This is a genomic window from Terribacillus saccharophilus, from assembly GCF_046592895.1.
GTDB lineage: Bacteria > Bacillota > Bacilli > Bacillales > Amphibacillaceae > Terribacillus > Terribacillus saccharophilus_D.
The window spans coordinates 645,303-660,560 of sequence record NZ_JAWVPU010000002.1 but is presented as its reverse complement, the minus strand read 5'-3'; the positions used below and the strand labels follow the sequence as shown (position 1 = coordinate 660,560).

Sequence of the window (15,258 nt, the reverse complement as noted above, 5' to 3'; positions counted from 1 at the left end):
TGATGCGCACAGCAGAAAAAACACGCAAAACATTCGAAACAGATATCAAGATGCAGGTCAACTTGGACGATAACAGCAACATATCCATCAATACAGGAGTGGGATTCTTCGATCATATGCTGACGCTGTTTGCAAGTCATGCCAGAATCGGTCTTGTAGTCGAAGCCAAGGGAGACTTACATATCGATAGCCACCATACAGTGGAGGATACAGGCATTGTGCTCGGGCAGCTTGTGAAAGAAGCACTTGGTACAAAAGAAGCTATCAATCGCTATGGGCATGCGTTTGTACCGATGGACGAAACATTGGGCTTTGTTGCATTGGACATCAGCGGTCGTCCTTTCCTTGTATTTGATGCAGAATTCGAGAATCCGAAGCTCGGTAATTTCGATACAGAGCTGGTACGGGAATTTTTCCAAGCTTTCTCCGTCCATGCTGGTGTTACGCTGCACGCAAAAGTTCATTACGGCTCCAATACACATCACAAAGCAGAATCCTTGTTCAAAGGACTTGGCCAATCACTGGCTATTGCGATTAAAGTGAATCCGGATATCAAAGGTGTCAACAGTACGAAAGGGATGATCGAATGATCGCAATCGTCGATTACGGCGTCGGCAATGTCGCAAGTGTTGCCAATGCGTGCAAACAGTTGGGATATGAAGCGATCCTGACTGACAAAAAAGGAGAATTCGAGCAAGCAACGCATATCATCCTCCCGGGCGTCGGTTCATTCCGAGCTGCCATGCAAGAAATAGAGCGACGTAATTTGCGTGAACTGCTCGTTGATTTGGCTGCGCATAAGCCATTCATCGGTATCTGCGTCGGCATGCAGCTATTATTCGAAAAAGGCTTCGAACATGGCGAAACGGAAGGATTGGGACTCATTCCCGGAACAATCGATAAAATCAAGACAAGTCATTTGCTTCCGCATATCGGATGGAATGCATTGGAAGTGAGCGATAGCTTTCCGACTTACACAGAACAAAACGGCAAGCATGTTTACTTTGTGCACAGCTATCAGGCGTTCACATCGGAAGAATACATTGTTGCCAGCACGGAATATGGCACAAAAATTCCAGCCATCGTGCAAAAAGGCAGTATTTGCGGTATACAATTCCATCCGGAAAAAAGCGAGAAGGTCGGGCAGCTTTTACTGCAGAGTGTATTCGAAAGCAGTCAGCAAGCGTATGGCGAGGAGGAAAGCAAATGATCGCAAAACGTATCATTCCATGCCTGGATGTGAAGGACGGCACTGTCGTAAAGGGGACAAATTTCGTCTCGCTTCGTGAACTTGGCGATCCAGTTGCCATGGCAGCGGCTTATTCAAAAAGTGGCGCTGATGAAATTGTCTTCCTTGATATTTCTGCAACACATGAAGGGCGTGCAACGATGATGGATATCGTCCGCCAGACGGCTTTACATGTATTCGTGCCTTTCACAGTCGGGGGCGGCGTCAGGACGATTGACGATATGAAGACCATGCTGCAAGCTGGGGCAGATAAAGTAGCCGTCAACTCGGCAGCGGTCAACGATCCGGAGCTCATCACAAAAGGCGCTGAGAAGTTCGGTTCCCAGTGTATCGTTGTTGCCATTGATGCCAAGCGATTTGACGATGGCTGGCATGTGGTCACACATGGCGGTCGCCAAGATACTGGCATTGATGCCATCGAATGGGCAAAGGAAGCCCAAGCACGGGGAGCAGGGGAGATCCTGCTGACAAGCATGGATGCCGACGGTGTGAAAACAGGCTATGACTTGCCGCTCACGAAAGCAATCGTCGATGAAGTCCGCATTCCTGTCATTGCTTCCGGAGGCTGCGGCAGTCCGGAGCATATAACGGAAGTATTCCAGGAAACCGATGTGTCAGCTGCACTTGCTGCATCCATTTTCCACGATAAAACGTTCAGCATCGAAGAAGTGAAGCATAGTTGCCAACAGGAAGGGGTACGAATTCGTGAAGCCTGATTTCAGCAAAGGATTGGTCCCTGCCATCGTACAGGACAGCCAGACAAAGCAAGTACTCATGCTTGCTTATATGAATGAAGAAGCATACGAAAACACAGTGGAAACGAAAGAGACGTGGTTTTATTCCCGCTCGCGAGAGGAGCTTTGGAATAAAGGCGCAACCTCCGGCAATACCCAGCAGGTTGTCGACATGAAGCTTGATTGTGACAATGATACATTATTGATCAGCGTCATCCCGCAAGGACCTGCCTGCCACACTGGAGAAGTGAGCTGTTTCTTCAATGAAACACCTATCACGGGGGATGCAGACGAAGAAGCAAACATATTCAAGACAGTTATGGATGAAGCAGAAGACCGGAAAAAGAACCCTGTAGAGAATTCCTATACAAACTACTTGTATAACAAAGGTGTCGATAAGATCGGCAAGAAAGTGATCGAAGAAGCAGGAGAAGTGGTGATTGCAGCCAAAAATGATGATCTGGAAGAACTGGTCAATGAAGTTAGTGACCTGCTGTATCACAGCTTTGTCCTGCTGGCCAACCAAGGCGTCAGCCTGCAGGAAGTGGAAGCAGAATTATCCCGCCGGTTTCAGAAAAAAGGCAATAACAAAGGAGAGCGTCCGCCGATTGAAGAGTGGTGACGCTCTTTTTTTTACTCCAAAGCTTGCTGTAGATCCTTCATCATCTCATTTACATCTCCTTGGCCAATGGATAAACGTATAAGACCCGGACTTGTGTGTTCCTTTTTCAAATCCACCTCGTTATATCCGAAATTCGGAGAGGTGATCAAACTTTCAAACGATCCCCAGGACACCCCTGTCTGAAATACACGAGTTCTATCAATCACCTTTCTTACCGCATCGTAGCTAGCTTTTTTTAATTCAAAGCTAAGTAGTCCGCTGTATCCGGAAAGTTGTTTTCGTCCTAGCTCATAGTCAGGATGTGACGCTAATCCTGGAAACCGGACTGTTCTGACAGCTGGGTGGGAAGATAAGAAGTGTGCAATTTCCATCGCGTTTTCCTCGTGCCGTTTCATTCGTATAGGCAGAGTCCGCAAGCTGCGTATTAATTGCGAAGCTTCATGCGGAGACATGATTCCTCCCAGCATGATGAATTCATCGGTAAACAGCTTGCTCATGATTTGCTTGCTGGAAATGACGGCACCGCCCATCAAATCGCTGTGTCCGCCCAGGTACTTGGATGTAGAGTGAATGACGATATCAATGCCATGAGTAAGCGGCTTTTGAAACAATGGGGTAGCCCATGTGTTGTCCATGATTGTCCGTATGTCGCGTGCTTTGGCGAAAGCAGCCAGAGCCTGTAAATCAATCAAGCGGAAATTATGATCTGTTGGACTTTCGAAATAAATGACTTTGGTGTTTGGGCGTATTGCTCGTTGGATGGATTCGGTGTCCGTTGCATAAACAACAGAGTGAGTAACATTGAATTTCTCCATATAATTCAATAAATCCATCGTTGAGAAATAAACATTGCTGACACATAAAACATGGTCACCGCTTTTTAAGCTGTTCATCAGGGCAGCACTTATGGCAGCCATTCCCGAGGAAAAGCATTTACATGCCTCACCGCGCTCCAGCCTTGCTAATTTCTTTTCTGCTATATGTACAGTTGGATTTGTTCCGCGCGTATAAACATAATGATCTTGTTCCTTTGAAACGGCTTTACCCAACTCCTCAAAAGTTGGATAAACGAATAGTGTATTATGAAAAGTAGGGGGGATAACGGCCCCGAGATATTTTTCCGGCTCTTCCCCTTCATGCATGCAAATTTCGATATCCTTTTCTCTGTCCTTTTTATGTGTCATCATCTTCGCTCCTGTAAGTTTTCTGTTTTCAGTATGTGAATTTTACTCTTTCTCATACTTTTAAAGAGAGGATTGGTTATTTTGGTATAATAAAGTATCTATTTCAATGACTAGCAGCAAAAGAAAGGCTTGAAAATGAAAAACTTAAAACCGACAGAATATTTATATGCGTATACAATGGGTCTGGAAGAACGCTCACTTTGCCACTTGGAGCAAAGAGCGCTTTTCAAGCAAGAATCAGACAACCTGCTAATAAGTGATCGAAAAATCGATCCGAGCAGAAGTCCATTCATAAAAGGCAGGCTCACGATTCTTTTCTCAGGAGACTCGGTAGATGACATAGCTCATCAAGTGCACCAAATAAAACTTGAGGAACAGACATTCAAGGTATTTTACATAAAAATAAACGATCTTCCAATTGAACGGAAAATTGAGTTCGATGACCAGCGCATGATTGAGAAAAAAGTTGGATGGAATATCACAGGAAAAGCCAAAATGCGAAATCCGGATGTTCTGTTTGGCATCGTTCCATTCAAAGGACGCTGGTATTTCGGAATCTTTACAGAGAGCGAATCGATGTGGCTGAAGCATATAAAAAAACCGCATGAATACTCGACTGCTTTAAGTACGCGTCTAGCAAGAGCGGTTGTGAATATCGCAGTTCCGGATCCGGTCGACATCAACGTGATCGACCCTTGCTGCGGAATTGGCACTGTCTTAGTCGAAGCACTATCGATGGGAATACCGATCATAGGCGCCGATCGAAATCCGCTTGCGGTTAAGGGGGCACGGGAAAATATCGCTTATTTTGACATGGAAGGGGAAGTTGCGGTCAAGGATATCGCTGAACAGGAAGGTCATTTTGATGTGGCTATCATTGATATGCCGTATAATCTTTTTTCACCTGCTACTGCAGAAGAACAGTATACGATTATCAAGAATGCAAGAAGGATAGCGGACAGAGTGGTGATCCTGACGATTGAAGACATGGATGACATGATAAGGAAAGCTGGATTTAAGATAATCGATCGCTGTGCTGCCGATAAGGGGTTGAAGGCGTTGTTTTCGAGGCAGGTAGTGGTTTGTGAATCCATGAGTGGTTATTGAATGTTATTTCAGGAAGGTATTCATCTTCACGTTGATTGCGCTGTGAATGGACGGATTGTAGAAGGAATCTTCTTTAAGTGATAGACGAAGAAATCTGGTGTCTGTTCGTGGATGTTGCGTATTATGATCTCGCTTTGTCTGAAAGTATGTTTCCTGCTGTTAAACCCTTTGGATCATTGGTTGGTATATATCCAATAGATGGAGATCTAACATGTGAAAGAGGATCTTCTATCATGTGCAATTTCTTTCAAATGAACGAATTGTAATGAGTGCAGTACTAATGCGATCTGAGCGAATACCTTGTATGCTTCCTATCTCATTACCTACAATAAGAGGTAGAAGATCAAGGAAGAGGTGAGCCCATGAAGCTCAGCATATTGGATCAGGCACCGATCAGGAGAGGTGTAACGCCTGAGGATGCGTTACAGGAAAGTATTGAACTAGCGCAGCATGCAGAAAAACTAGGTTACGAGCGTTATTGGTTTGCCGAGCATCATAATACAAATGGTTTAGTCAGTGTCGCACCTGAAATCATGGCAACGCGGATTGCGAGTGCGACTGAAAGGATAAAAGTCGGGACTGGTGGGGTGTTATTGCCGCAGTACAGTCCATTGAAAGTTGCAGAGACTTTTCATACAATGGCAGGACTATTTCCAGGACGTGTCGATCTTGGTGTCGGACGTTCACCAGGCGGAACGGAACTGACAAGAAGCGCTTTGGCAGACGGGGCCGAAAGCGGGATGGGCGAATTCCCAAGGAAGCTTTCCGAGCTGCAAGGTTTTCTTTATAATACACTCCCGCGTGAGCATCGGTATCGTTCGGTAAAGGCATCGCCGCGTGTCAAGGAGCCTGCGCCATTATGGGTACTTGGTTTATCAGAAGGCAGTGCCAAGCGAGCGGGTGAGCTTGGCATCGGCTATGTGTTCGGTCATTTCATCAGTCCTGCCAAACCTAAAGCGATGCCTATATATAAGGAAGCATTCCGTCCGTCAGTGACTAGGGATACGCCATATGGCATTGTTTGTATCTTCGTTGTCTGCGCTGAAACAGAAGAAAAAGCTGAAGCACTGGCAAAAAGTCAGGATCATTGGCTGCTTAGTGTCGGGAAGGGACGCGATACACAGGTACCTTCTCCTGAACTGATAGAAAAACGCCAGCTGACAGAAGCTGATAAAGAAACGATCCGGCAAAACAGGAAGCGCTGTGTGATCGGAACACCTGAGAAAGTCAGATTGGAATTGGAAAAATTGCAGCAGCAATACGAAGCAGATGAGTTCATGCTGATTACGAATATTTACGATAAAGAAGCAAAATGGAAATCATATGAATTAATCAAACGCTCAGTAGACCGTAATAATATTATGTAAACTGTATGAGCAGAACCATTTTTATTTGGAGGCAAAGGGCTATGAGTATTTCAATCATTACTGTTGGCTGTTTTATCGTTTCTTTAACTGCTTTTTTGGTTGCTGGAGGAGTGAAGCTATACTTTAATGCGAAATAGAAAGAGCGCTGATGGAAAAAAATCGGGCATCATATGGTGAAAAAAAGAAGAATGCATTTCAATCTAGGTGAAATGCATTCTTCTTTTGTTGTTAACTTATTAATCCCAATGCTCTTCGATGAACGCATCGCGGCCGGATTTGGCGCGATCTTCTTCATAAGCATCTTTTTCCTTCTTATAAAAGTCCTGATGATAATCCTCAGCAGGATAGAAGACAGCTGCCGGCAAGATTTCCGTTACGATCGGCTGCTTGAATTTGCCGCTTTCCTCAAGTGCTTTTTTGGAGAATTGAGCTAATTCTTCTTGTACCTCATCGTGGTAGAAAACTGCGGTGCGGTATTGATCGCCGCGATCATGGAACTGACCGCCTGCATCAGTGGGATCGATTTGCGGCCAATATAAATCAAGTATTTGCTGATAAGTTATCTTTGTAGGATCATACGTGATTTCGACAGCTTCGTAATGACCTGTCGTGCCTGTTTTCACTTGTTCGTATGTCGGGTTCTCTACATGTCCGCCTGTATAGCCGGAGATGACGGATTCCACGCCGTCCCATTGATCGAACGGTTTCACCATACACCAGAAGCATCCTCCTGCGAATGTTGCTTTGGCAAAGTTTGTTGTCATAGTTATTAGCTCCTTCCTGGTGCAATATGATTTATTTTACCCTATATATATAACTTGTACTAGTATGTTAAACTAAGAGCTTGAATCAGTATGGTAAACTATTAGGATGAAAGAAAAAGGAGACATCGAAAACAACATGAAAAATCACATTTTATTAATAGATGGCATGGCGATTCTTTTCCGTGCCTTTCATGCAACAGCTTACCGCAATTATTATATGATCAATTCAAAAGGAATGCCGACAAATGGGCTGCATGGCTTTATCCGCCATTTGGCTGCTGCAGTCGACCATTTTGAGCCGACGCATGTGGCTGCGTGCTGGGATATGGGTTCCAAGACTTTCCGAAGCGAGATGCTTGATACGTATAAAGGAAATCGCGAGGCGCCGCCAGTTGAACTGATTCCGCAATTTGATGCTGTGAAGCAAGTTGCTGCTGGATATGGTATTCCGAATATCGGATTGAAAAACTATGAAGCAGACGACTGCATCGGTACATTGGCAAGTCTCTATGCTGCACAAGGGCATCATGTGACCGTTCTTACGGGTGACCAGGATATGCTGCAGCTTGTCCGTCCCAATCTGGATGTTGCCATCATGCGAAAAGGGGAGGGCAACTATGAGATCTTCCAGGAAGCGAGCTTCCTTGAACAAAAGGGTCTGACACCTGCACAAATCATCGATATGAAAGGTTTGATGGGGGATAGCTCGGATAATTATCCAGGTGTGAAAGGTATCGGCGAAAAGACAGCTATCAAGCTTTTGACGCAATTCGATAATATCGATAACTTGCTAGAAAACCTGGAAGCACTTCCGGCAGGTGTGCGTAAAAAGATCGAATCTGATTTGGATAATCTGCATTTGAGCCGTAAACTGGCTGCGATTCATTGTGAAGTACCAATCAGCTGCTCCCTTGAAGATGCTGTTTGGGCTGTAGATGAAAAACAAAAGCAAGCGATGCTTGAGGAATTTGAACTGACAAAGCTGAGCCGTTTATTGCGTGCGGCCGACCAGCTGGCAAACTAAAAAGCGATTGTGCGTCACGCACAATCGCTTTTTTTATCTGAACTGCTGCAATCGGGAAAAGAAGTCACGGACAAATTCATAGAATAATCGTTCAGAAGGTGCAACTTGCCTTTCCTTTGGCATGATGACCCCCACAGACCTCCTGACTTCTGGAAACGTGATTGGTATTTTGGCAGTCATCCTGGGTGTAGCATCATAGAATGTACTTTCCGGCAAAATGCTGATGCCGATACCAGCAGCGACGAGTCCCTTGATGGCATCCAAATCTTCACCTTCTGACGAAACAGTTGGCTCAAAACCAGCTTTCTTGCATCCTTCCATGACGAGCTGCCGTAATTTATATCCGTTGGGAAAAAGAACGAATTGCTCGTTCTGCAAATCCTTCAGCTGCAGTTGGTCCCGTTCCGCGAATGGATGGGCGGCTGGAACAAGCGCAGAAAAGCTTTCCGTAAAAAGGATTTCTCCGTCAATTCGGTCATGCTCCCTCGGGACCGGTCCGATAAAGGCGATATCAATGTCACCGCGGGATACTTGCTCGATCAAAAATTGATACGTGCCCTGCCTCAGCTGAAACTGGATATTCGGATATGCTTCTTTAAAAGAGTAAATGACTGTAGGCAAAAGCTGACCGGCCAGACTGGTTGGAAATCCGATTTTAACTGATCCGCGCTCGGGATCCAGATGTTCATCTATTTGTTTCTTTGCATAATCGATTGCCAGCATAGCCGTCTCGATATGGGATAAGAAGGTACGGCCGATTTTGGTCAGCTTGACATTCCTGCCTTCCCGTTCAAACAGATCAACTCCAAGTTCATCTTCCAAATTACTGATTTGCCGGCTGATGGCCGACTGTGCAACCAGCAAATATTCGGCCGCTTCCGACATATGCTCGCGCTTTGCAACCTCGATAAAATAGCGCAGTTGACGCAATTCCAAGCCGCATTCCTCCAATCCATCTCAAATTGAGATTAATTCTATCTAAATTATATATTGTTTCGATTAATTAGAAAACCTACAATATTCTATAAGACAACATGTCGGTTCGAGACAGAGAGTGAGGGATTAATAATGGCATTTCATTTCCTACCAAAAGCACAAGGCTTATACCGACCGGAATTTGAGCACGATGCGTGCGGAATTGGTTTATACGCGCATATGAAAGGTAAAGCCGCCCATTATATTGTCCAAAAAGGATTGCAGCTGCTTTGTCAGCTCGATCACCGCGGCGGACAAGGGAGCGATCCTGCATCAGGGGACGGAGCAGGGATCATGGTTCAGCTGCCACACCGTTATTTTTCTGAAAAGACAGAATTTTCGCTACCGGAGCCTGGTTCTTACGGGGTTGCCATGGTTTTCTTCAACACGCAGGACGCCCAGCAGGAAGAACTGGAGACTAAAATCAGTGCTCTTGTAAAAGCGGAAGGCCAGCATGTTATCGGCTGGCGCACAGTACCCGTCGATGACACGCACATCGGCACAATGGCAAAAGATGTCAAACCATTCGTTCGTCAGCTGTTCGTCGGCAAAGGGGAGCAAACAGATAAAGGACTCCCATTTGAACGCAAACTGTACGTAATCCGTAAACAAGCGGAAAATGAAGCAAAAGAAATGCAGCAGCATCTCTATTTTGCCAGCTTCTCAAGCGAGACGATCGTCTATAAAGGGATGCTGACATCCGTGCAAGTGGATCAGTTCTACTTGGATTTACAGGACCCGCTGTTTGAAAGTGCGTTTGCACTTGTTCACTCTCGTTTCAGTACGAATACATTCCCAAGCTGGGAGCGGGCCCACCCTAACCGTTATTTGATCCACAATGGCGAGATCAATACATTGCAAGGGAACGTCAACTGGATGCGCGCCCGTCAGGAACAATTCGTTTCCGAGGCTTTCGGCGATGATACGGAGAAAATCCTGCCGATCCTCGATACAGACGGAAGTGATTCCTCCATCATGGATAATGCATTTGAATTCTTTGTGCTTGCTGGCCGCAAACCGGCACATGCAGCGATGATGATGATTCCGGAACCATGGGATAAGAACCCTTATATGGATAAGGAAAAACGTGCTTTTTATGCGTATCATAGCACATTGATGGAGCCATGGGACGGACCGACCGCCATTTCCTTCACGAACGGTAAACAAATCGGTGCCGTTTTGGATCGAAATGGCTTGCGTCCAGGCCGTTATTATGTGACGAAGGATGATCATCTCATTCTTTCCTCCGAAGTGGGCGTGATCGATGTGGAAGAAGAGAACGTCGCATTGAAAGACCGGCTCAGCCCCGGAAAGATGCTGCTGTTGGATATGGAGCAAGGCCGGTTGATTCCTGATGAAGAAATCAAGCAGGAAATGGCATCGGCAGCTCCTTATCAAAAATGGCTCGATGAAAATATCGTGAATGTGGACGATCAAACAGTTTCCGATGATAGTGCTGTCGAGAATCTTGTCACCCGTCAAAAAGCTTTCGGCTACACATATGAAGACGTGAAAAAGTATTTAGTCCCGCTCGTAGCGGAAGGAAAAGATCCGATCGGTGCGATGGGTAGCGACACACCGCTTTCTGTATTATCAGATCGTCCGCAATCTCTGTTCAATTATTTCAAGCAGCATTTCGCTCAAGTGACGAATCCTCCGATCGATGCATATCGCGAGCAAATCGTTACAAGCACGCTTTCTTATCTTGGAAAAGAAGGCAATCTGCTGCATCCGGATGAGCGGAATAGCCGACGGATCAAGTTAGCATCTCCTATCATCACGAATAACCAGCTGGAACAGGTGGTTTCCGATAAGAGCGGTGATTTCAAGCTGCAGGAGATCCATACATTATTCGGGGAAAACCTGAAGAAAAGCATGCAGCGCATATTCCAGGAAGCGGAGGAAGCAATCAGCAATGGAGTCAGCGTACTCGTGCTGACAGACCGTCTCATGTCGGATATTTATGTACCGGTTCCAACATTGCTTGCTGTAAGCGGGCTGCATCAGCATCTTGTCCGGAAAGGCCTGCGGACGAAGGTCAGCTTGATCGCTTCTGCCGGGGAAGTCAGGGAAGTGCATCATGTGGCAACGCTGCTCGGTTATGGTGCAGATGCCATCCATCCTTATCTTGCTTATGCAACAGTGAAGGAAGCTATCGAAAATGGCGATATCGCCTTGTCATATCCAGATGCGATCCGAAAGTATGCAGCAGCGATGACCGAGGGCGTCGTCAAAGTGATGTCCAAGATGGGTATCAGTACGGTACAAAGCTACCGGGGTGCGCAAATATTCGAAGCAGTCGGCATCAGCCATGGTGTCATATCCAAGTACTTTACTGGAACAACATCCCAGATTGATGGAATCGACTTGAATACGATTGCTGCTGAAGCGAAAAAACGTCATCAGGCAGCGTATACATCTGCAACTACAGCTCTTGAAACAGGCAGTGAGTATCAATGGCGTAAAAACGGGGAGCATCATGCGTTCAACCCGAAAACGATCCATACCCTTCAGTGGGCATGCCGTCAAGACAATTATGATCTGTTCAAGGAATATACCGAAGCTGCCGATAAAGAAAGACTCGGTTTCCTTCGAAACTTATTTGAATTCAAAAAAGATAATGCCATTCCGCTTGATGAAGTTGAATCAGTTGAAAGCATTGTGAAACGCTTCAAGACAGGTGCGATGTCATTCGGCTCGATCAGTGAAGAAGCGCATGAAGCACTAGCCATTGCCATGAACCGTCTAGGCGGTAAAAGCAATAGCGGCGAGGGCGGTGAAAATGCCAAGCGTTATATGCTCGATGAAAATGGCGATAATCGCCGCAGTGCCATCAAGCAGATAGCGTCCGGCCGTTTCGGTGTCATGAGTTCTTATCTTGTGCAGGCGAATGAGCTGCAAATCAAAGTGGCACAAGGTGCAAAACCTGGTGAAGGCGGACAGCTTCCAGGTAAGAAAGTCTATCCATGGGTAGCAGACGTTCGGAAATCGACTCCAGGAGTTGGCTTGATATCACCACCGCCTCATCACGATATTTACAGCATCGAGGATTTGGCACAGCTGATTCATGATTTGAAGAATGCGAACAGCGATGCGCGTATCAGCGTCAAATTGGTTGCCAAAGGCGGTGTCGGAACGATTGCCGCCGGCGTAGCCAAAGGAGCAGCAGACGTTATCGTCATCAGCGGCTACGATGGCGGAACAGGGGCATCACCGAAAACAAGTATCAAGCACGCCGGTCTTCCATGGGAGATCGGACTTGCAGAAGCACACCAAACACTTATGCTGAATGGTTTGCGCGACCGCGTCCGATTGGAAACCGACGGTAAGCTGATGACTGGCCGTGATGTCGTCATGGCAGCATTGCTTGGTGCAGAGGAATACGGTTTTGCTACGGCACCATTGGTTGTCCTGGGCTGCGTGATGATGCGTGTCTGCCATATTGATACTTGTCCAGTTGGTATCGCAACGCAAAATCCAGAACTGCGCAAGAAATTCATGGGCGACCCAGATCATGTTGTCAACTTCATGACATTCATTGCTCAGGAAGTACGGGAAATCATGGCAGAACTTGGATTCCGTACAATGGAAGAAATGGTCGGCCGTACAGATGTGCTGGAAGTATCCGAGCGGGCAAAATCGCACTGGAAAGCAGGACAGCTTGATTTGAGCAGACTGCTGCACCAAATCGATGGACCGCGCACTTACCGTACTCCGCAAAATCATAAAATTGATATTGCGTTGGATACGACAGATATCCTGCCGCATCTCGAGAAAGCACTTGCTGGCGAAGGGAAAGTGAACCTGGAAATGCCGATCCGCAACATCAATCGGGTAGCAGGAACACTTGCAGGAAGTGAGATCAGCAAGAGATTTGCTGAAGCTGGTCTTCCGGAAGATAGCGTGAATCTGCATTTCAATGGTTCAGCAGGACAGAGCTTCGGTGCTTTTACACCGAAAGGCATGACGCTGAAAGTAACTGGGGATGCGAATGACTATGTCGGAAAAGGCTTATCCGGAGCTAAACTGATCGTTAAGAAACCAGCCGAGTTCCAGGCATCTGCAGCCAAGCAAGTAATTGCAGGCAATGTCGCACTGTATGGAGCGACTTCCGGTGAAGCTTATATCAACGGTATGGCAGGAGAGCGTTTCGCTGTCCGGAACAGTGGTGCGACAGCTGTTGTGGAAGGTATCGGGGAGCATGGCTGTGAATATATGACTGGCGGCAAGGTCGTCATTTTGGGAGAAGTCGGTAAAAACTTCGCTGCCGGAATGTCTGGCGGAATAGCTTACATTCACACAGCTGACCGCGAAGCATTCAAACAGCTTTGCAATACGGAAATGATCGACTTTGAACGATTGTCTGACAAAGGCGAAATTGCCGAGCTTCGCAGCATGATCGAGAAGCATGCGTTATATACAGACAGTGAGAAAGCTTCATTCATCCTGAATAATTGGGAAGCAGAGCTTGCTTACTTTGTCAAAGTGATTCCAATCGATTACCGCAGCATGATGCATCAAATCGATGCACAGCGTGATCTTGGGCTTTCTCAGGAAGAAGCGGTCATGGAAGCATTTGTTATGAAGAATCAGCAGCCGCGGCCAGTGAAAGAATCCGAAAAGCCTGCAGCAGTACATTAAGGAAGAGGTGGAAGTATGGGGAAAGCAACCGGTTTTATCGACTACAAAAGAGAAGAAGCAAAAGAACGCGATCCGAAAACGCGGACCCGGGACTGGAAAGAATACGCCGCTCCTTTCTCTGATGCTACGCTGAAGACACAAGGGGCACGCTGCATGGACTGCGGTACACCGTTTTGTCATATCGGCATGGAAATCGGCGGTGCAACATCCGGCTGTCCGATTTATAACTTGATTCCGGAGTGGAACGACCTAGTATATAAAGGAAAGTGGAAAGAAGCATTGGAAAGATTGATGCTGACCAACAACTTCCCTGAATTCACAGGCCGTGTCTGTCCGGCACCATGTGAAGGATCCTGTACAGTAGCAATCAGCGATCCGGCCGTTGCCATCAAGAATATCGAGCGGGCCATCATCGATAAAGGCTTTGAAAATGGCTGGATCACGCCGCGCATCCCGCAAAAACGGACCGGTAAAAAGGTTGCCATCATCGGTTCTGGTCCTGCTGGACTGGCAAGTGCCGACCAGCTCAACCAAGCCGGACACTCGGTGACGATTTATGAGCGCGCTGATCGTGCTGGCGGTTTGCTTATGTACGGCATCCCGAATATGAAGCTTGAAAAAGAAGTGGTGGAACGCCGTGTGAACCTGCTGCGTCAGGAAGGCATCGACTTTATCCTGAACACGGAAATCGGTAAGGACATCCTTGCAGAAGAGCTCCGCGAACAGTATGACGCGGTTATCCTTTGCACAGGGGCCCAAAAGCAGCGCGACCTTGTGATCAAGGGCAGGGAAGCCAAGGGCATTCACATTGCAATGGATTATTTGACCGCTTCTACAAAAGCATTGCTTGATGATAAGCAAACGATTCCGGCATTCGATGCTGCTGGTAAAGATGTCATCGTCATCGGTGGCGGTGACACAGGTGCAGACTGTATCGCGACAGCTGTCCGTCAAGGAGCGAAAAGTGTCACGCAGTTCGGGAAACACCCTCAGCTGCCGCTTGCTCGCAGTGCCGATAACCAGTGGCCGGAGTATCCTCATGTATTCGGCTTGGAATATGCACATAAGGAAGCAAAAGCGGTTTATGGTGAAGACCCGCGCCAGTACTCCATCCAGACGACGAAATTCGTCAAGGATGAAGCAGGAAATCTAAAAGAATTGCATACGATCGATATGCAGAAAGTACGTAATGAAAAAGGTATGTTCGTCTATCAGGAAGTGGAAGGTTCCGAGAAAGTATGGCCGGCTGAGCTTGTATTGATTGCCATCGGCTTCGAAGGAACGGAAACTCCGCTCCTGACAGAATTCGGCGTCAATATAACGCCTAATAAACGAGTGGAAGCAGCTTATGGCGATTATCGCACGAATGTCGATAAAGTTTACGCTGCTGGCGACTCCCGCCGCGGACAAAGCTTGATTGTCTGGGCAATCAACGAAGGTCGCGATGTAGCCAAACAAGTCGACCTCGAGCTTATGGGAGAAACCGTCCTGCCTTAATGATAAAGCAGAATTTCCGTATACCGGAAGTTCTGCTTTTATTATGCCCTGAGATTAGTGTTTGAGCCAGTGACTTGTCAGAAACCCTTCCCGT

At 46.8% G+C, this 15,258-nt stretch carries 12 protein-coding genes; 9 read left to right on the top strand and 3 right to left on the bottom strand.

Annotated features, from left to right (window positions below; genetic code table 11):
- The first annotated feature begins 2 nt into the window (after nucleotides 1-2).
- From hisB to hisIE, 4 genes are read left to right on the top strand one after another with little or no spacing between them, the layout of a single operon-like run.
- Entirely contained in the window at nucleotides 3-590 is a 588-nt protein-coding gene (gene hisB / locus SFC66_RS09140; RefSeq protein WP_411218728.1) for an imidazoleglycerol-phosphate dehydratase HisB, read from the top strand.
- Nucleotides 587-1,210 carry an imidazole glycerol phosphate synthase subunit HisH gene (gene hisH, locus SFC66_RS09135; RefSeq protein WP_411218380.1) on the top strand — a complete coding sequence of 208 codons (624 nt, stop codon included), beginning with the start codon at nucleotides 587-589 and terminating at the stop codon, nucleotides 1,208-1,210. The genes hisB and hisH overlap by 4 nt, the downstream gene beginning before the upstream one ends.
- The gene (gene hisF, locus SFC66_RS09130; protein WP_411218379.1) at nucleotides 1,207-1,965 is read left to right on the top strand and encodes an imidazole glycerol phosphate synthase subunit HisF; all 759 of its coding nucleotides are present in this window, start codon (nucleotides 1,207-1,209) and stop codon (nucleotides 1,963-1,965) included. The genes hisH and hisF overlap by 4 nt, the downstream gene beginning before the upstream one ends.
- The gene (hisIE, locus tag SFC66_RS09125; RefSeq protein WP_411218378.1) at nucleotides 1,955-2,605 is read left to right on the top strand and encodes a bifunctional phosphoribosyl-AMP cyclohydrolase/phosphoribosyl-ATP diphosphatase HisIE; all 651 of its coding nucleotides are present in this window, start codon (nucleotides 1,955-1,957) and stop codon (nucleotides 2,603-2,605) included. Before hisF ends, hisIE begins: the two co-directional genes overlap by 11 nt.
- A gap of 11 nt (nucleotides 2,606-2,616) precedes the next feature.
- Here hisIE and SFC66_RS09120 read toward each other — a convergent pair whose 3' ends face one another.
- Complete coding sequence (locus SFC66_RS09120) at nucleotides 2,617-3,792, bottom strand: trans-sulfuration enzyme family protein (protein ID WP_411218377.1); 1,176 nt, start codon at nucleotides 3,790-3,792, stop codon at nucleotides 2,617-2,619.
- 132 nt (nucleotides 3,793-3,924) lie between these two features.
- Here SFC66_RS09120 and SFC66_RS09115 point away from each other — a divergent pair, with 132 nt between their 5' ends.
- The gene (locus SFC66_RS09115) at nucleotides 3,925-4,896 is read left to right on the top strand and encodes a TRM11 family SAM-dependent methyltransferase (protein ID WP_411218376.1); all 972 of its coding nucleotides are present in this window, start codon (nucleotides 3,925-3,927) and stop codon (nucleotides 4,894-4,896) included.
- Between the two features lie 362 nt (nucleotides 4,897-5,258).
- Nucleotides 5,259-6,263, top strand: a complete 1,005-nt coding sequence (locus SFC66_RS09110; protein ID WP_411218375.1) for an LLM class flavin-dependent oxidoreductase — start codon at nucleotides 5,259-5,261, stop codon at nucleotides 6,261-6,263.
- Between the two features lie 236 nt (nucleotides 6,264-6,499).
- On the opposite strand, the gene msrA is transcribed toward SFC66_RS09110, so the two are convergent.
- A complete protein-coding gene (gene msrA / locus SFC66_RS09105; protein WP_411218374.1) occupies nucleotides 6,500-7,027 on the bottom strand; it encodes a peptide-methionine (S)-S-oxide reductase MsrA in 528 nt (175 codons plus the stop codon).
- A 136-nt stretch (nucleotides 7,028-7,163) separates the two neighbouring features.
- On the opposite strand from msrA, the gene SFC66_RS09100 reads away from it, so the two are divergent.
- Nucleotides 7,164-8,051: a 5'-3' exonuclease gene (locus SFC66_RS09100; protein ID WP_411218373.1), complete on the top strand. Its 888-nt coding sequence runs from the start codon at nucleotides 7,164-7,166 to the stop codon at nucleotides 8,049-8,051.
- A gap of 33 nt (nucleotides 8,052-8,084) precedes the next feature.
- Here SFC66_RS09100 and gltC read toward each other — a convergent pair whose 3' ends face one another.
- Nucleotides 8,085-8,987, bottom strand: a complete 903-nt coding sequence (gltC, locus tag SFC66_RS09095) for a glutamate biosynthesis transcriptional regulator GltC (RefSeq protein ID WP_411218372.1) — start codon at nucleotides 8,985-8,987, stop codon at nucleotides 8,085-8,087.
- A gap of 132 nt (nucleotides 8,988-9,119) precedes the next feature.
- Here gltC and gltB point away from each other — a divergent pair, with 132 nt between their 5' ends.
- Together gltB and gltD are read left to right on the top strand one after the other, a co-directional pair.
- Nucleotides 9,120-13,667, top strand: a complete 4,548-nt coding sequence (gene gltB / locus SFC66_RS09090; RefSeq protein ID WP_411218371.1) for a glutamate synthase large subunit — start codon at nucleotides 9,120-9,122, stop codon at nucleotides 13,665-13,667.
- Between the two features lie 15 nt (nucleotides 13,668-13,682).
- Nucleotides 13,683-15,164 (top strand): glutamate synthase small subunit, encoded by a 1,482-nt coding sequence (gene gltD, locus SFC66_RS09085; protein ID WP_411218370.1) that lies wholly within the window; start codon nucleotides 13,683-13,685, stop codon nucleotides 15,162-15,164.
- The last annotated feature ends 94 nt before the right edge of the window (nucleotides 15,165-15,258 follow it).